The 18148-nt window shown below is 28.3% G+C and carries 14 protein-coding genes and 1 other annotated feature; of the genes, 5 read left to right on the plus strand and 9 right to left on the minus strand.

Features of this window, described 5'->3' with window-relative positions; genetic code table 11:
• From ARA19_RS15185 to purR, 6 genes are all read right to left on the minus strand, one after another.
• A complete protein-coding gene (locus tag ARA19_RS15185; protein ID WP_055071767.1) occupies window positions 1-1446 on the minus strand; it encodes a sensor histidine kinase in 1446 nt (481 codons plus the stop codon).
• Window positions 1446-2132 (minus strand): response regulator transcription factor, encoded by a 687-nt coding sequence (locus ARA19_RS15190; RefSeq protein ID WP_055071768.1) that lies wholly within the window; start codon window positions 2130-2132, stop codon window positions 1446-1448. The genes ARA19_RS15185 and ARA19_RS15190 overlap by 1 nt, the downstream gene beginning before the upstream one ends.
• A 192-nt stretch (window positions 2133-2324) precedes the next feature.
• Complete coding sequence (locus tag ARA19_RS15195; protein WP_055071769.1) at window positions 2325-3290, minus strand: ribose-phosphate diphosphokinase; 966 nt, start codon at window positions 3288-3290, stop codon at window positions 2325-2327.
• Window positions 3291-3346: 56 nt separating this feature from the next.
• Window positions 3347-4705, minus strand: a complete 1359-nt coding sequence (glmU, locus tag ARA19_RS15200) for a bifunctional UDP-N-acetylglucosamine diphosphorylase/glucosamine-1-phosphate N-acetyltransferase GlmU (RefSeq protein ID WP_055071770.1) — start codon at window positions 4703-4705, stop codon at window positions 3347-3349.
• Window positions 4706-5014: 309 nt separating this feature from the next.
• Entirely contained in the window at window positions 5015-5284 is a 270-nt protein-coding gene (gene spoVG, locus ARA19_RS15205; protein WP_055071771.1) for a septation regulator SpoVG, read from the minus strand.
• A 100-nt stretch (window positions 5285-5384) separates the two neighbouring features.
• Entirely contained in the window at window positions 5385-6206 is an 822-nt protein-coding gene (gene purR / locus ARA19_RS15210; protein WP_055071772.1) for a pur operon repressor, read from the minus strand.
• A 399-nt stretch (window positions 6207-6605) separates the two neighbouring features.
• Here purR and murC point away from each other — a divergent pair, with 399 nt between their 5' ends.
• The 3 genes from murC (at window position 6606) to ARA19_RS15225 (ending at window position 10701) form a co-directional block, all read left to right on the plus strand.
• Complete coding sequence (gene murC, locus ARA19_RS15215; protein WP_055071773.1) at window positions 6606-7979, plus strand: UDP-N-acetylmuramate--L-alanine ligase; 1374 nt, start codon at window positions 6606-6608, stop codon at window positions 7977-7979.
• Window positions 7980-8474: 495 nt separating this feature from the next.
• Entirely contained in the window at window positions 8475-9293 is an 819-nt protein-coding gene (locus tag ARA19_RS15220; protein ID WP_055071774.1) for a purine-nucleoside phosphorylase, read from the plus strand.
• Between the two features lie 172 nt (window positions 9294-9465).
• Complete coding sequence (locus tag ARA19_RS15225; protein WP_055071775.1) at window positions 9466-10701, plus strand: NupC/NupG family nucleoside CNT transporter; 1236 nt, start codon at window positions 9466-9468, stop codon at window positions 10699-10701.
• A gap of 468 nt (window positions 10702-11169) precedes the next feature.
• On the opposite strand, the gene ARA19_RS15230 is transcribed toward ARA19_RS15225, so the two are convergent.
• The gene (locus ARA19_RS15230; RefSeq protein ID WP_055071776.1) at window positions 11170-12246 is read right to left on the minus strand and encodes a M24 family metallopeptidase; all 1077 of its coding nucleotides are present in this window, start codon (window positions 12244-12246) and stop codon (window positions 11170-11172) included.
• Window positions 12247-12587: 341 nt separating this feature from the next.
• Here ARA19_RS15230 and ARA19_RS15235 point away from each other — a divergent pair, with 341 nt between their 5' ends.
• Both ARA19_RS15235 and asnS read left to right on the plus strand, forming a co-directional pair.
• Entirely contained in the window at window positions 12588-13286 is a 699-nt protein-coding gene (locus ARA19_RS15235) for a metallophosphoesterase family protein (protein ID WP_055071777.1), read from the plus strand.
• A gap of 464 nt (window positions 13287-13750) precedes the next feature.
• Window positions 13751-14000: a binding site (T-box leader), on the plus strand.
• A gap of 123 nt (window positions 14001-14123) precedes the next feature.
• The gene (asnS, locus tag ARA19_RS15240) at window positions 14124-15521 is read left to right on the plus strand and encodes an asparagine--tRNA ligase (RefSeq protein WP_055071778.1); all 1398 of its coding nucleotides are present in this window, start codon (window positions 14124-14126) and stop codon (window positions 15519-15521) included.
• Window positions 15522-15538: 17 nt separating this feature from the next.
• Here asnS and ARA19_RS15245 read toward each other — a convergent pair whose 3' ends face one another.
• Together ARA19_RS15245 and ARA19_RS15250 are read right to left on the minus strand one after the other, a co-directional pair.
• The gene (locus ARA19_RS15245; RefSeq protein WP_084764527.1) at window positions 15539-17164 is read right to left on the minus strand and encodes a tetratricopeptide repeat-containing diguanylate cyclase; all 1626 of its coding nucleotides are present in this window, start codon (window positions 17162-17164) and stop codon (window positions 15539-15541) included.
• 53 nt (window positions 17165-17217) lie between these two features.
• The gene (locus tag ARA19_RS15250) at window positions 17218-17835 is read right to left on the minus strand and encodes a histidine phosphatase family protein (protein ID WP_055071780.1); all 618 of its coding nucleotides are present in this window, start codon (window positions 17833-17835) and stop codon (window positions 17218-17220) included.
• Window positions 17836-18148 lie beyond the last annotated feature (313 nt).

Here is an 18148-nt window from a genome sequence, read left to right on the forward strand (position 1 = left end):
TTAATCCATTTTTGTTAAAGTAAAGGCAAACTTAACTCCTTTTCCATCCTCTGAGTTTTCTACCCAAACTTCTTCTCCATGGCTTAAAATAATATTTCTAACTATTGAAAGACCAAGCCCTGTACTTTCCTTGTTAGTTCTAGACTTATCTGCCTTATAAAATCTTTCCCAGATATGTCTTAATGTATCCTCTTCTAAAGGTACTCCATCATTGTATATTACAACTACAACTCTATTTCCCTTAGATTTTGTCATTATTTCTATATTTCCACCTTCAGTACAATACTTAACTGAATTATCAATTAAATTTGTACATACTTGAATTATTTTGTCTCTGTCTGCTTTTACATATAAATAATCTCCCTCAAGAGTAATACTTACATGTAATTTTTTATTTAATATTTTTGGCTCTAGATTTACTGCTGAAGTTTTTATTATCTCATTTATATCTACTTTACTAAAGTTAAACTTTAACTTTCCTGTCTGCATTGCTGATATATCTAACAAGTCTGTAATAAGTCTTGTTAATCTTTCTGTCTCTTCATATACCTTTTGTAAATAGAAATGTTCTTTATCTGGAGGTATTATTCCATCTAATATACCAGCTATAAATCCTCTTATTGAAGTCATTGGAGACCTCAATTCATGTGATACATTAGAGATAAACTCTCTCCTGTTAGTTTCTACCTTTTCAATGGCTTCTGCCATAAAATTAAAGGAAGTGGCAAGTTCTCCTAGTTCATCATTAGAATTTATATTAACTCTTTCCCCAACATCACCCTTAGCTATTTTTTGAGATGCTTCATTTAAAGATTCAATTGGGTCTATTATAAATTTCTTACAAACTGTATATATTACAATACTTAATATAATAAGAGCTATTATCACAAATATCCAAATTATAAGGTAAATTTTATTAAGCATAGAATCTATTTCACTTAATGGTGTCTCTATTATTATAGATCCATTTAGATAATTTTGATAATATATAGGCTTATAATAATAATTATACCCACCCTTGTCAAAACTCATTATACTTTTATTGTTTATAGCTTCTCCTCCGACTTGAGTAATTTTAGTAAATTTAAGATTATTATCACTTGGGTCTGATACAGCTATTACATCATCTTGACTATTAAGTACAATGATTTTAGCATCTAAGAAGTTTTTGCTAAATTGTAAGATTGTATTTAATTGATCTAGTCCTGCTGTAGAATTGGTTACATCAAAACTTTGGTTACCTTCACTTACATAAACATTAACCGCTTGCCCTATTATCATATTAACTTGATTTATTTTTTCATTTCTATATCCTGTATAATAATTCCTTACAGTTGCAGATAAAATAAAAGCTATTATGGCAAAAATGATACCCACAATTGCCATAACGCTTATTAATAATTTTGAAACTAAACTGGTTCTTACCTTTTTACTTTTTAGTTTCACTATTTAACCTCAAATTTATATCCAACTCCCCAAACAGTTTCTAATTGCCAATTTTCACCTTTATTTAACTTTTCTCTTAATCTTTTTATATGAACATCAACGGTTCTTGAATCCCCTGGATAATCATATCCCCAAACTTCACAAAGTAATTGTTCTCTTGTGAAAACTTTATTTTTATTACTAGCTAGGTAGTATAATAACTCAAATTCTTTTGGTGGCATTTTTATTTCTTCGTCTCTATAAAGGACTTTATAAGAATTAGTATCTATAACTAATGAAGGGAATGTTAATACATCTTCCTCAGTTTTATCAACTGAATATCTTCTCATAACAGCCTTAACTCTAGCCATAACTTCTTTTGGTTCAAAAGGCTTAACGATATAATCATCTGCACCTATTTCAAGAGCTAAAACTTTATCAAAAACCTCCCCTTTAGCAGTAAGCATAACAACTGGAGTGTTCCCTTCTCTTCTAATCCACTTTAAAACTTCAACCCCATCCATTCCTGGTAACATAACATCTAATAACACCATATTGGGTTTATAGCTTGAAAAAACCTCTTGTGCTGTTTTTCCATCATTAGCTACCTTTACATCATAATTTGCACTTTCTAAATACATCTTTAGAACTTGGCAAATATTTTCATCATCATCTACCAGTAAAATTTTTCCTAATAATCCGTCCATAGTTTCACACACTCCTAATCTAATTTTTGTATTTAGTTCCATATATTTGTAACTATTCTGTATATTTATTTAACAAAAAAAGATATTTTTTTTATTATACCACAAATTTCATCATATTTGTTACAAAAAAAACATCTAAAAAGCATAATACTTTTTAGATGTTAAAAAAAACTTTAAATTACTGAATAAATCTTATTGTAATTCTTCAAATAATCTACTTAATGGTTCATCATCGTAGATTCTTTCAATAGCATTAGCTAATAAAGGAGCTACTGATATTGACTTAAATTTTTCTAATCCATCTCTTTCTGGAAGTTTTACTGTATTTAACATAACAAGTTCTTCTATAGAAGATGCATTTATTCTATCAAAGGCTGGACCTGATAAAACACCGTGTGTACAACAAGCATAAACATTCTTAGCTCCTAAGTCTTTTAAAGCATTAGCAGCATTTGAAATTGTTCCTGCTGTGTCTATCATGTCATCTATTAATATACAAACTTTATCATTTATATCGCCAATTATATTCATAATTTCTGAAACATTTGCCTTAGGTCTTCTTTTATCTATAATAGCTATAGGTGCATGTAATTTATCTGCAAATTTTCTAGCTCTTGTTACAGAACCTAAATCTGGAGAAACGACAACTACATCATCTCTTTCTGCTAGTCCTTTTTCAACAAAATAACTAGCTAGTATAGGACAACCTAACATATGGTCAACTGGAATATCAAAATATCCTTGTATTTGTGGTGCATGTAGATCCATTGTTAATACTCTGTCTGCACCTGCTGCTGTTATTAAATCAGCTACTAATTTTGCTGTAATTGGATCTCTTGATTTTGCTTTTCTATCTTGTCTTGCATAGCCGTAGTATGGCATAACTGCAGTTATTCTACCAGCAGATGCTCTTTTGAAAGCATCAATCATTATTAATAATTCCATTAAGTTATTATTTACTGGACTACAAGTTGATTGTACTATAAATACGTCACAACCTCTTACACTTTCATTTATATCTACTGATATTTCTCCATCACTAAAAGTCCCTACTTTAGCTTTTCCTAAAGGTAATCCTAACTTTTCCGCTATTTCCTGAGCTAATTCAGGATGGGAGTTCCCTGTGAATATTTTTATATTTTTATACTGATTTTCCATTGTCGTGAAGACCTCCTTAAAATAATCCCATTTGGCATTTGTTATATAAAAAAATTTTATTTTTTCCTATTTATCCAACCCTCAATATTATTTTGTCTAGCTCTTGCAATTGCAAGGCTTCCCTCTGGAACCTTCTGTGTTATGGTAGATCCTGCTGCGATATAAGTGTTGTCTTCTACCTCAACTGGTGATACTAAATTAGTATTGCACCCAATAAATGAATTGTTACCTATAATAGTTTTATGTTTTTCTTTCCCATCATAATTAACTACTACAGTTCCACATCCAAAATTACATTTTTCTCCAACCTCAGCATCTCCAATATAAGTTAAGTGTGATACCTTGGTATTATTTCCTATAGTAGATTTTTTTATTTCTACAAAGTCACCTATTCTAACTTTACTTCCTATATTAGATTCTGGTCTAACATAAGCAAATGGACCAATTGTTGTATTATCTCCAATTTTACTATCAAGTATTACTGAACTTTGTATTTCTACTGAATCTGCTATTATACTGTTAGAAATTCTTGAATTAGAATAAATTACACAATCTTCACCTATTACTGTTTTTCCTTCTATTACGTTATTAGGATAGATTATTGTGTCTCTTCCTATTTCTGCCTCCATAGAGATATATGTGCTGTTTGGATCAATTATAGTAACACCATTATCTAAATGTTTTCTATTTATTCTTTTTCTTAATATTCCTTCAACAACAGCTAATTCTGCTCTTGAGTTAACCCCTATTGTTTCTTCGAAATCAGTTATCATTGCACCTACTTTTTTATTTTCTGATTTTAAAATACCAATAACATCAGTTAAGTAATATTCTCCTTGTGCATTATCATTTGATAGCTTTTCTAAACTTTCTAGGAGACTTTCAATATCAAAACAATACATTCCTGCATTTATTTCTTTAACATTTAGTTCCTCCTCAGAACAATCTTTATGTTCAACTATCTTTTCAACTTCATCATTATTTCTTATAATTCTTCCATATCCTGTTGGATTTTCAATTACTGAAGTTAATAATGTAGCAAAGTTATTTTCATTAATATGTGTATCTATCAATTTGATAACAGTTTCCTCTTTTATTAAAGGTGCATCTCCAGTGAATATTGCAACTACTCCTGATTTACCTTGAAGAAATTCTTTGGCACATTTAACAGCGTGTCCTGTTCCTAGTTGTTCTTCCTGTAGTGAATAAGAAACTTTTCTTGATGCAGTACTTTCTTTAACAAGCTCTGCTCCCTTTCCTATTATTACATTTATATCTTCAATATTAGCTAGTCTCATGGTATCTATAACATGGTTTACCATCTCTTTACCACAAGCTTTATGAAGTACTTTAGGAAGCTTAGATTTTATTCTAGTTCCTTGACCCGCTGCTAATATTATAGCACATTTTTTCATAAATTCACCTCATTATGCTAAAAATTTATTAAATAGGCTATGCTAATTATTTAAAGTTATCTTTTTTTCTATTTATTCAATTACAATTATATTTTAAATACCTATGGTTTTCAACATCAAACCATAACAATAAAGATTTATATATATGATTATAAATTTATCTTCTATCTACTAATAACAGAACTTCCATATCTTTTAAATATCAGGATAATATTAGTTATTATTTCTATGATTATAACTATTTTTAAAATTTAAAATAAAAAAAGCAAAAAAAATAAAAGGAAGTAAACTTCCTTTTATTTTACCCTTTTATACTTCTTCAGTATTTTTTACTTTTTCGTATTCATTCAGAATAGCAGTCTGAATTTTTTCTCTTGTTTCAGTGTTTATTGGATGAGCTATATCCTTAAATTCACCATCTGGTGTTTTTCTACTTGGCATAGCTATAAATAAACCACTTTGTCCTTCAATAACCTTAATATCATGAACTACGAATTCATTATCAAAAGTTACTGATACTATTGCTTTCATTTTTCCTTCAGAAGCTATCTTTCTGATTCTTACATCTGTTATTTGCATTTGACCACACCTCCAGTTGCTTTTCAATTATTATATTTCTATATTTCTTTTAAAAATCCTCTTTTTTATTTAAAATTTTTTGGTTTTTTTTATCATTTTATTATTTTTGTGGAATATTCTTTGAAGGGACTACTTTTATTCCTGCTCCTTCACTTAATTCTTCTATATCTACAATTGAAATATAATCTTCTACAACTTTATTATTTGAAATTTTATTATCTACCAATACCCCAATACCAACTAATTCAGAATCAAATTCTTTTAATAGATTAAGAATACCTTTAGCAGTTCCTCCGCCTCTCATGAAATCATCTATAAATACACATTTACTTCCTACTCTTAATGATTTTTTAGATAAGCACATCTGCTGAATACGTTCTGAAGTACCTGATAAGTAATTTATTGAAATTGTAGATCCTTCTGTAACCTTACTATCTCTTCTTGCAACTACTACTTGAACTCCTAAATTTTTTGCTACTTCATAAGCTAAAGGAATACCTTTTGTTTCTACAGTTACAATATAATCAATTTCTTTATCTTTAAAAAATGATGCAAGTAACACCCCCGCTTTACTTATAATAGCTGGGTCAAACATTAAATCTGTAACATAAATAAACTTGCTCGCTACTAATCTTTCTTCTGAACTCATAAGTTCACAAAGTTCATTTACAAATTCACTGATTTCCTCTTCTCCCATATTAGGAACAAATTTTATTCCACCTGCAGCCCCTGAGATTGTCTCTATGGTTCCCATAGACATCTTTTCTAAACTATCTCTAACTATTACTATATCTTCACTTATTGTTGATTTTGCTGCATTTAATAATTCTGAAAATCTATTTAACCCTATAATTTTATTAGGATTTTCTTTTAATATTTTAGTTATTATAGCTACCCTACTATTTCTACTTAATTTTTCCATATTAGCACCTTCAATCTATACGAATTATTTTTCTAATATTTCTTTTAATATTCATATTTTATTCAATATTTACAGTAATATCAATAATTTATTTAAAAATTTTATTCATTATTTCAATTTTTTAACATTTATTGTATGTTAATCATATTATTATTGTTATAGTCAGAAATTTGTGTTTTTGTTTGCCTAAAGGAAATATATTCTAGATTATTAGTTTATCATCTTAATTTAAAATTTCAAAGCACTTTAAATTTAACTCTTTAATACAATCTATTAACAATCTACCCTTAAATTTTTATATCCTTTTATGCATTTATTTATAAAAATTATTAAATAGTGTGTGATTTTATGAATTTGTGTATATAATTAAAATGTGAAGAAAAAAAGGAGTTGGTAATTTTGTCTTTTAATTTAGATAGAGATATAAATAAAAAAGTACATTTTATAGGTATAGGTGGGGTTAGTATGAGTGGACTAGCCGCTATACTTCTTAATGCTGGATATAAAGTTTCAGGTTCAGATTCAAAGGAATCAGAACTTACTGAAAGATTAAAAAGTAAGGGTGCAGAAATATACATAGGACATAAGAAAGAAAACCTAAATAATGTTGATATAGTTGTATATACTGCTGCAATTCCAATGGATAATCCAGAAATAATAAAAGCTAAAGAAATTAATGCTGATCTTATGGACAGAGCAGCCTTTCTTGGTTACTTAATGAAATCTCATCATTTAAATGTTGCTGTAGCAGGTACTCATGGAAAAACTACAACTACATCAATGATAAGTCACATTGCCTTAGAAGGAAATCTTGATCCTACAATTTTAGTTGGCGGAGATTTAGATATAATAAATGGAAACTATAGAGTTGGTAACAGTGACTACTTCATAACTGAAGCATGTGAATATAAACAAAGCTTTTTAAGATTTTACCCTTATGTTGGAATAATCTTAAACATAGATGCTGATCATTTAGATTTCTATAGAGATATCAATCATATTGAGGAAACTTTCTTAGAATTTTCTAAACTAATACCAGAAGATGGCTTCCTAATTGGTAATGCCGATGACGCAAGAGTAAACAAAATAATGGCTCAAAGTAAGGCTAATGTTATTTCTTACGGTGTTGAAAATGGTATTTTAAGAGCTACTAATATTACATTTAAACCTAATGGTTGCGCTAAATGTGATGTTGAATACAATGGAAATGTTATCCTATCATTAGACCTTAACGTTCCAGGAATGCATAACCTATCAAACGCTTTAGCTGCTGTTGCTACAGGAATTGCCTTTAGTTTAGATAATGCAAGCATTGTAAGAGGTCTTGAAAGCTTTGGTGGTGCTCACAAAAGATTTGAATTTAAAGGTGAAATAGATGGAATAAAAGTTATTGATGACTATGCACACCATCCTGTTGAAATAAAAGCAACTTTAAGTACAGCTAAAAACATGGACAGCAAAAGAACTATTTGCGTATTCCAACCACATACTTATACTAGAACAAAAACTTTATTCGATGAATTTGCAACTTGCTTTGGTGATGCAGATAAATTAATCCTTATGGATATATATGCTGCAAGAGAAAAAGATACTGGACTAGTCAATTCTGTGGAACTTGGTGATGCCATAAGAGCTAATGGAGTAGATTGTGTAAATGTTCATTCCCATGAAGAAGCTCTAGAAGTGGCTAAATCAATATTAGAACCTGGTGACCTGTTTATGACTGTAGGAGCAGGAGATGTTGTTAAAGTTGGAGAAGCATTATTAAAATAATCTAAAACTTATAAAATTATTAATATATGGATTAAAGGAGCTATATTTAAAATAGCTCCTTTAATTATTGGAAAAGCTAAATTAACATTAATTTTTCAACTATTACTTTCTATGTTATATTAAATAGACGGTTTGTTGAAAGTATTTAATTATTGCTTATTAGTTTTGTCTAAAATAAATCTAGTTTTTAAATAATTCTTAAATTCTTATCTTATTTAAGTGTTTTTTTTCAAATTTAATAGTTTAGTTACTTAATTATTAAATTTTATTAATTTTTTTAATTTTAATATTCTTATTATTGTATTATAATTAAAATAGAACTAGGAAACATTTTGTTATTACATGTATTTTTCTACAAATTATTTATATTGCTAATAACTTTATGTTTTACTTTAATGATGACTATTGAATTAATTTAGTTTCGATTAAAACTAATAGTGATTTTTTCAAAAAAAGAAATCGTTAACATTAAATTAAAACTTTGAGGTGATTAAGATGGATTTATCAACAAAAATTAAGAATGCTGCAGATTATATCTTAGAAAAGTCAAAATATAAACCAGAATTAGGTCTAATACTTGGCTCAGGACTTGGTGCTATAGCTGACACTATAGAAGATGCTGAATACTACAACTATAATGAATTACCAGGATTCCCTGTATCTACTGTTGAGGGACATGCCGGAAGATTAGTTATAGGTAAATTAAAAGGAAGAGTTGTTGTTGCTATGCAAGGTAGATTCCACTACTATGAAGGCTACACTATGCAAGAAGTAACATTCCCTGTAAGAGTTATGAAACTTCTTGGAGTGGAAAAACTAATTGTTACAAATGCAGCTGGTGCTGTAAACACTAACTACACTCCTGGAGATCTAATGATAATTTCAGATCATATTAATTTTTCTGGAGCTAATCCTCTAGTTGGTAAAAATTTAGCTGAGTTTGGAACTAGATTCCCTGATATGTCAGATGCTTATGACAAAGATTTAAGAGCAAAAGTTAAAGAAATAGCTAAAGATTTAAACATGTCTTTACAAGAAGGTGTTTATGCAATGTTTAGTGGTCCTACTTACGAAACTCCAGCTGAAATAAGAATGGCTAGAACTATGGGAGCTGATGCTGTTGGTATGTCAACTGTACCAGAAGTTATAATTGCAAAGCATAGTGGCTTACAAGTTGTTGGTATTTCATGTATGACAAATATGGCTGCTGGAATCTTAGATCAACCATTAAATCACGAAGAAGTTATGGAAACTTCAGAAAGAGTGAGAAAAAGCTTCATAACTTTAATGACAAAAGTTATAGAACAAATTTAATAAAATTCGCTACGATACATGCTAAATTCTAACCACAATTAAATTAAATAAATTAAAAATTGTTTTATTCTTTTGGGGGAAAGAATTTAGCAATCTTATTCTGATGAAATCATAGCTGCCCTCGGGTAGCTATTTTTTTATAAAATTAGACATCAGTAAAGGGGGACATATAATGAGTAGATTCACTGGAATACTAGGAATTATAACTATTTTAGGGGTTGCATACCTATGCTCTGAAAATAAGAAAAAAATTAATTGGAAATTAGTAGGAACTGGATTATTATTACAAGTATTTTTCGCATTTTTTGTCTTAAAAACACATATAGGACAATTCATTTTCTCAAAATTTAATTATGTTATAACTAGCTTGTTAAACTTTACACAAGAAGGTACTAACTTCTTATTCGGACCTTTAACTAATGGTTCTGGACCGTTACCTGCAGGTTCAGTATTTGCATTAAATGTATTGCCTACAATGATTTTCTTTGCATCTCTTATGAGTGTTTTATATCATTTAGGAATAATGCAATTTGTTATTGGTCTTGTATCTAAAGGATTATGTAAACTTTTAGGAACAAGTGGAGCTGAAACTTTAAGTGCTGTTGGTAATATATTCTTAGGGCAAACAGAAGCTCCTTTACTAGTAAAACCTTATGTAAAGAAAATGACTAGATCAGAACTTTGTGCAATCATGGTTGGTGGAATGGCTACAGTTGCTGGTGGTGTTATGGCTGGTTACGTTTCAATGGGAATTAATGCTGGTGACTTAATGGCTGCATCAATAATGGCTGCTCCAGCAGGATTACTTTTAGCTAAAATGCTAGTACCTGAAACAGAAACACCTGAAACTGCTGGTGGTGCTACTATAGAACTTGAAAAAAGTAGTTCTAGTATAATAGAAGCTGCTGCAAATGGTGCTTCAGAAGGACTTGGTCTTGCTCTTAACGTTGGAGCTATGCTTTTAGCTTTCATAGCATTAATAGCTCTTATTAACGCTTTACTTGGATTTATTGGTGGATTTGTACATATGGATTACCTTAGCTTAGACTGGATTCTTGGTAAATTATTTGCTCCTATTGCATGGTTATTAGGAGTTCCTGCTCAAGATATAGGAGCTGCTGGTACTCTTTTAGGACAAAAAATAGCTATAAATGAATTTGTAGCTTACTCAGATTTAGCTAATCAAGTTGCTTTAGGTACTCTACAACCAAAAACAATATTAATTTTAAGCTACGCTCTTTGTGGATTTGCAAATCTTAGCTCTATAGCTATACAAATAGCTGGTATCGGTGGACTTGCTCCAGAAAGAAAAGGAACAATTGCAAAATTAGGTTTCAAAGCACTTCTTGGTGGTGCAATGGCTACCTTCTTAACTGCATCAATTGCAGGTGTATTGTTCGGTGCTTAATTAAATTATAATAAAAGAACCTATAGAATAAATAAAATTTCTATAGGTTCTTTTTTTGCTTTTATATTAAAATACCAACTTTTAAATTTATCTTAATATTACTATCTTCTCTACATTTTTTTTTATAAATCATTATTAATATTATTATTTTTTAAATTTAAAAGCTTTTATGAAATAGATTTCATAAATTTATATAATATATTTCTATTTTTATCATAAAAATAATATCTGTAATTTATATTATCGAAATCTAAAACTATTTTACAAGTTCTCAATAAAGTTTTATTATTAAAACATAATTTATCACAAAATGTATTGCTTAATTTGTATTGATAAATTTTCAGAGATTAATTTCATTGATAAAACTATTTCCTTTGAGAGCTCTATTTAATAGGGTTCTTTTTTTGTGGATAACTTTTTATTTTTTCAATTGTGGATAACTTTTTTATTTTTAACTTGTGATTAAAATTATTTTATTATAGTTAATTCTTTATTATATTTATTTAGAATTTCACAACCATCTTCTGTTACCATAACTAAATCTTCTATTCTAACCCCTATATCATCTTTAAGATAAATTCCTGGCTCTATAGAAAATATCATTCCTGGCTTTAATATATCATGGTTAACTGAACTAACATTACCGAAATCATGAACTTCTATTCCTATACAATGTCCAGTTCTATGAGTAAAGTACTCACCGTATCCCTTTGATATAATATAATCTCTAGCAGCTTTATCTACATCTGAAAATTTAATCCCTGGTTTAACAGCTTTTATAGCTCTCTTATTAGCTTCTAAAACTATTTCATATATTTCTCTATGTTTTTCTGAAACTTCTTTATAGAAAAATGTTCTAGTCATATCTGAACAGTAATTTTTATTTCTACATCCTGTGTCTATAACTATACAATCCCCTACTTTAAGTTTATTGTTCCCTGGCATACAATGTGGATCAGCAGCATTTCCTCCATAAGCTACAATAGGTGGGAATGAACACCCTTCTGTTCCCTTTGCTTCATATTTTTCAGTAATAATACTGGCAATTTCTTTTTCTGTTTTTTCTTCAGAGATAAGTCCTTTTATTTCTGCCATAACTTCATCATTAATTTTTGAAGCTTCTCTCATTAATTCTTTTTCTAATTCATCCTTCTCCATTCTTAATTCATCTATTATAGGAGATGCATTAAAATAAGATTTTGCAGCGTTATTATCTATAAGACCTATTAGAAAATGAGCTTTCCAATCCTTGTCCACTCCTAAAGCTTTACTATGATCTATAACTTTGCCTAATACTTCTACTGGATTTTCAATATCATCATACCAAACATAGTCCATGTCCTTATTTTCTTCTACAACAAAAAGCTTATTTATAACAAATTTATGCTTTCCATTAGTATTAAGATATAAACATACCATTCTTTCTCCCGAATGAATTTCTTGTCCTGTTAAATAAAATAAAGAAGAAGTTGAACTTACTAATATTTGTTCTACTCCTCTCTTTTTCATTGATTCTAAAACCTTGTTTATTCTTTCATTATTCATTTTATCACTTCCCAAAATAATTATTATATAAAATGAGATTTAATTCATAGAGAGTTAATACTCCATCTGAATTTTAATCGAGGTTCTCTAAATACCTGTATCTAATGGCCTCTATCCTATAAAATATAAGAGCATTACAAGCACTAGTTATATGCTAAAATTATAACAAATTTAAAAGAATAAATATATTATATTCCAAAATGTTAAATATGTTAAATTTTAAGAAAATAAATATATTAAAAATTAAAATGTAATTCATCTTAAAATAATATATTTTTCTTTTAAAAAAATATATAATAATTAATGGTATATTATATATTTAAATTTTGGAGGATAATTTAATGAAACTAGCAATTATTTCAGATATACATGCAAATTTATATGCCTTAATAAAAGTTTTAGAAGATATAGATAGCGAGAGTGTAGATAATATAATTTGTCTTGGAGATTTAGTTGGTTATGGACCTCACCCAAACGAAGTTATAGCTTTAATAAAAAGAAAAAATATAATATCTCTTAAAGGAAATTACGATGCAGCTGTTGTAGCTAATGAATTTAATTACATAAGAAACGATAACATTAATGCTTTCTCACTACCTTGGACTGTAGAAGAATTAAGAACTTCAAATAAGTATTATTTGGACAATCTTCCAAGTACCCTAACTTTAGATGTTTGTGGAAAGAAAATCAAATTTGTTCATGGTAGTCCAAGAAAAATAAATGAATATCTTACTGAAGATAATCCAGATATTCCAGAAATATTAGGTAATATTGAAGAAGACATTTTAGTATGTGCTCATACTCATTTACCTTATGGAAAGCAAATAAAAAATAAAATAATAATAAATGATGGAAGTGTTGGTAAACCTAAAAATGGAACACCTCATGCTACTTATGCAATATTAGATGTTCATAATGATACTAATCCAAAGGTTAAATTTAAAACAGTAGAATATGAATATAATAAAATAATAAAAGATATGGAAATGAAAAAGTTCCCTACTATGCTTATTTCATCTTATAAAACTGGAAAAGCATAATATAAAAAAGTGGGTAAAGATTGAACTTTACTCACTTTTTATTTATTACATCTATAGTTAAAACCTAATCCTTATATAATTAAAGCTTTATCTAAAATTACATAAGAATGTATGTCTATTTATTTTTCACTTATATTCTAGACACTAGACATAAAATAACTTAATTTAATAAATTAAAATATATCTAAAAAATCCAATAAAAATCCTATAATTAATCCTAAAAAAATCCCAATAGTAATTTTATCAATTATTATTCCTATAACTAAACCTATTATGAAGCATAAAAAAAAATTACTTCTCTATCTTTCATATACTCCTTATCTCCCACAAACCCTTATTTTTAATATTTATTTTAAAAATCTAGCCAATCTATTTATTTACATAAATCTTCTATCAATATATTTTATGCTAATCATATTGATTTTGTTAATAACTTATTGTAGAATTAAAATTAATTAAATTATTTATATACTATGACGAGAAGAGTAAGTTTTGGATTTTACTTTTAGCGAGTGAGTTATGGTGAAAGTCTCACAGTAATGCCTTAACCCAAGAACATCTCTGAGTATCTAACTGAAAAACTTTTAGTTTAGTAGGCTTAGACGGAGCCAAACCGTTATTCTTTGGACAGCATTATTTAGTGTTGATTATGAGTTGGCTACATAATCTTTGTAGCAATTTGGGTGGTACCGCGGATATACTTTCGTCCCATTAGTGGATGAGGGTTTTTTTTATTCCCAAAATTACTAAAACTTCTCTAATATATATAATAGATCTTGATTCAGCTTACCTGAATCTTTACTCCAATTAACTACAAAAAGAAAGCGAGGATTTTTCATGAAAGATGTAATATTAGTAAAAAGTCTTTATAGAAACACTGATGAATATGCAGACAAATCGGTTAAAATTTCAGGTTGGATTAGAACTCTAAGAGCTTCAAATGCTTTTGGGTTCATAGAGGTTAATGATGGTTCTTTCTTTAAGAACGTTCAAGTTGTTTTTGATGCTGATAAAATACAAAACTATAAAGATGTTTCAAAATTACCTATTAGTTCATCAATATCTGTAGTAGGTAAATTAATTTTAACCCCAGATTCAAAACAGCCATTTGAAATTCAAGCAGAAGAAATTATTGTTGAAGGTATGTCAAACTCAGATTACCCACTACAAAAGAAAAGACATACATTTGAATACTTAAGAACAATAGCACACTTAAGACCTAGAAGTAACGCATTCTCAGCAACTTTTAGAGTAAGAAGTGTTGCAGCTTATGCTATACACAAATTCTTCCAAGAAAAAGGATTTGTTTATACTCATACACCAATTTTAACTGGTTCTGATGCTGAAGGTGCTGGAGAAATGTTCAGAGTAACAACTCTTGACCCACTTAACGCTCCATTAACTGATACTGGTGCAGTTGATTATAACCAAGATTTCTTTGGAAAAGAAACAAATCTTACAGTTTCAGGTCAATTAAATGCTGAGTGTTATGCTTTAGCTTTTAGAAATGTTTATACATTTGGACCTACTTTCAGAGCTGAAAATTCAAATACAGCAAGACACGCTGCTGAGTTCTGGATGATAGAACCTGAAATAGCTTTTGCTGACCTTCAAGATGATATGGATTTAGCTGAAGATATGCTTAAGTATGTTATAGAATATGTTATGACTGAATGTCCTGAAGAAATGGCTTTCTTTAACCAATTTGTAGATAAAGGATTAATCGAAAGGCTTCAAGGAATTATTTCTTCTGACTTTGGAAGAGTTTCTTACACAGAAGCAGTTGATTTACTATTAAAATCAGGAAAAGAATTCGAATATCCTGTTGAATGGGGAATAGATCTTCAAACTGAACATGAAAGATATTTAACTGAACAAATATTTAAAAAACCTGTATTTGTTACTGACTATCCAAAGGATATTAAAGCATTCTATATGAGATTAAATGAAGATGGAAAAACAGTTGCTGCTGCAGACTGCTTAGTTCCTGGTATAGGAGAAATCATAGGTGGAAGCCAAAGAGAAGAAAGATTAGATGTTCTTAAAGCTAGAATGGCTGAACTTAACCTTAAAGAAGAAGATTACTGGTGGTACTTAGAGCTTAGAAAATACGGAGAAACTAAGCATGCTGGTTTTGGATTAGGATTTGAAAGATTAATAATGTACATTACTGGTATGTCAAACATAAGAGACGTAATACCATTCCCAAGAACTACAGGACAATGTGATTTCTAAGAAAAAAAGAGGAGCTATTAAAGCTCCCCTTTTTCATATTCTATTTTATTTTTTCCTGTCTCTTTTGATTTGTAAAGAAACTTGTCTGCTTCTTCAATTTTTCTTTCTATATCTATACTATTCTTACAATAAGCAACTCCACCACTAATGGTTATTCTGTGTCCATTTTCCCAAACTAATTCACCGATATTAATCCTTAGTTCTTCTAACTTTTCAATAAATTCTTCAAATTTAATATTTTTAGCTATAATCAAAAACTCTTCTCCCCCATATCTACCAATTATAAAATTATCATCTAAGTTTTTTTTCATTACTGATACAACATCTTTTAAAACAGTATCTCCAAATAAATGACCATACTTATCATTAACTTGTTTATAATCATCTATATCTAACATTGCTACAATAATTTCATTATCCTCATTTTTATATTTTTCTATTTTTTTATTTAAATAGGCTCTATTATAGGCTCCTGTTAATTCATCTTTATATAAAGCCTTGTTAAGACACGCTACCTTTTTCCTTTTTTGCTTATACTTTTTCACAAGTATTACTAATATGATAGATGTTAAAATAGCAAAAGATAATATCGCTATTAGAAACTCCTTAGCTTTTGATAATAATATCTCATTTAAAACGTAATTTGGATTAGTTCCTTGAATGTAATTTAATATAGCTGAATTTATATTTCGACAAGTACCTATATATTTTGAATTTTCCTCTATATATTCATGATAATATTGAGTTGATAATTTATATTCTCCAATGGCTTCATAGGATTGAGCTAAGTCATTTAAGGTTAACATACTTAATCTATAGTTCCCTTTGCCTTTAAGTAAATTCATAGTTTTTTTCAAATCGATTATAGCTTGTTTATAATCACTTTTTTTATAATAAAGTTCTCCAAGACAATAATAATATTGACTTTCTGAAGACTTATCATCTAAATATTGAATATTTTTAAATGCTAATTTTAAATTTCTACTTGCTCCATCTAAATCTCCTGTAATCAATTGAATATTAGTAAGATTAAGTAAAGATAAAACAAATGCATTTTTATCATTATCTACTTTAGCCTTATTTACAGCCTCTATGGCAACATTCTTTGAATTATTATAATTTTTCCTTAATAAATAATACTGAGAATTTAATATTTCATTGTAACTATTAATGACTATACCAAATCTCTTTATCAAAGTACTAGCGGCATTAAAATATTCTTCTCCTAAAGAATAATAGCCAAAATTACAACATATATTAGCTAAAATAAAATATATATCACTTATTTGTGCAACATAGGTTACATCTCCTGTATTAATATAAAGCTCTTTTAAATTTTCTATTTCCTTTGTAGAAGTAGTTAGTAATAAGGCATAATCTTGATTATTAATGGCTTCTCCCATTACAACTCCTCTATTATTACTATTTTTATTTAGCTTTTTTATATATTGGTATTGATAACTTGAATTACTTAACTTATCTATATCATTTTGAAAATTACTTGGTGTAAAATTCATATACAACTCTTTATTCTTAATTCTATTGCTTTCCTTTGGTTTATTTAAAGTAAATAATACATTTGAACTTAAGATTTCAAGAAATATCAAAAGTATTATAAACAACTTTTTCCACCGATCTAGCATATATCCTCCGTCCTAAAGCTTTCGAATAATTTTTCTATAGATTCGTTATAAGTTTATTTATAATGAGATGTATCTCCTTTAATAATCATATTATATCCATCATTAGAAAAATCAATTTCTGTTAAACTAGTTTGTCCAATAAGAGGTTCTCTCCAAAAATCTTCAATCTCATAACCTTCAAGTTTACATAAAAAGCTTTTTATAGTTATAGCATGAGAAACTAAAAGTATTGTTTTATTTTCATTATTTTTATCTTCTATAATGTTATTTATAAAATTACAAACTCTTTCTCTAACCTCAAAAAAATCTTCTCCACCATGAGTTGCCTTATATTTATGAGGCTTATTCCAGAAATTATAGTTTTGTTCTTTATAATCACTTTCTACAATACATTTATCTAAGCCTTCCCATTTTCCTACATTAATTTCTCTCAAATCATTATGCTTAATTATTTCTATATCTCTATAACCTCTTATTATCTGTGATGTTTCATAAGCTCTTCCTGTAGGACTACTATATATTTTATCTATTTTTACATCTTTTAATCTCTCATTTAACCATTGTGCTTGATTTCTACCAAGTTCGCTTAAGGGCGAATCTCCCCAGCCTTGCATCTTTCCAACTTTATTCCACTCAGTTTCTCCATGTCTAACTAATAAAATTTTTATCATTTTTAAGACCTCGCCTATTTTAAATTTTATCTAATGACTAGTGTCTATAATATTTTAATTTTCTCTAATTTAGAGGAAAACAGACACATATCCTAAATAACTTAAATTTCTCATTGCTCTTGCTATGAGGTAAAGTAAAATCTACTAAATACTCCTTATATTATAAATCAATCTTATATATTCTTAAAGCATACTACTAAAACTCAAATTGGTTAACCTCTAAGATATAATGGTATTTTTTTAACAAAGACCTATATTCAATAATTTTAATTAATAGATTTAAATGTTTTTATTAAATTGCTTAACATTTAAT

The organism is Clostridium massiliamazoniense, from assembly GCF_001403635.1.
Lineage (GTDB): Bacteria > Bacillota > Clostridia > Clostridiales > Clostridiaceae > Sarcina > Sarcina massiliamazoniense.

Coding starts and splice junctions, on each gene's coding strand:
- spoVG (WP_055071771.1), bottom strand. CDS start 5,284: ATGCAAATAACAGATGTAAGAATCAGAAAGATAGCTTCTGAAGGAAAA.
- ARA19_RS15190 (WP_055071768.1), bottom strand. CDS start 2,132: ATGGACGGATTATTAGGAAAAATTTTACTGGTAGATGATGATGAAAAT.
- purR (WP_055071772.1), bottom strand. CDS start 6,206: ATGGAAAAATTAAGTAGAAATAGTAGGGTAGCTATAATAACTAAAATA.
- ARA19_RS15250 (WP_055071780.1), bottom strand. CDS start 17,835: ATGATAAAAATTTTATTAGTTAGACATGGAGAAACTGAGTGGAATAAA.
- ARA19_RS15230 (WP_055071776.1), bottom strand. CDS start 12,246: ATGAATAATGAAAGAATAAACAAGGTTTTAGAATCAATGAAAAAGAGA.
- ARA19_RS15235 (WP_055071777.1), top strand. CDS start 12,588: ATGAAACTAGCAATTATTTCAGATATACATGCAAATTTATATGCCTTA.
- ARA19_RS15245 (WP_084764527.1), bottom strand. CDS start 17,164: ATGCTAGATCGGTGGAAAAAGTTGTTTATAATACTTTTGATATTTCTT.
- ARA19_RS15195 (WP_055071769.1), bottom strand. CDS start 3,290: ATGGAAAATCAGTATAAAAATATAAAAATATTCACAGGGAACTCCCAT.
- ARA19_RS15225 (WP_055071775.1), top strand. CDS start 9,466: ATGAGTAGATTCACTGGAATACTAGGAATTATAACTATTTTAGGGGTT.
- ARA19_RS15220 (WP_055071774.1), top strand. CDS start 8,475: ATGGATTTATCAACAAAAATTAAGAATGCTGCAGATTATATCTTAGAA.
- glmU (WP_055071770.1), bottom strand. CDS start 4,705: ATGAAAAAATGTGCTATAATATTAGCAGCGGGTCAAGGAACTAGAATA.
- asnS (WP_055071778.1), top strand. CDS start 14,124: ATGAAAGATGTAATATTAGTAAAAAGTCTTTATAGAAACACTGATGAA.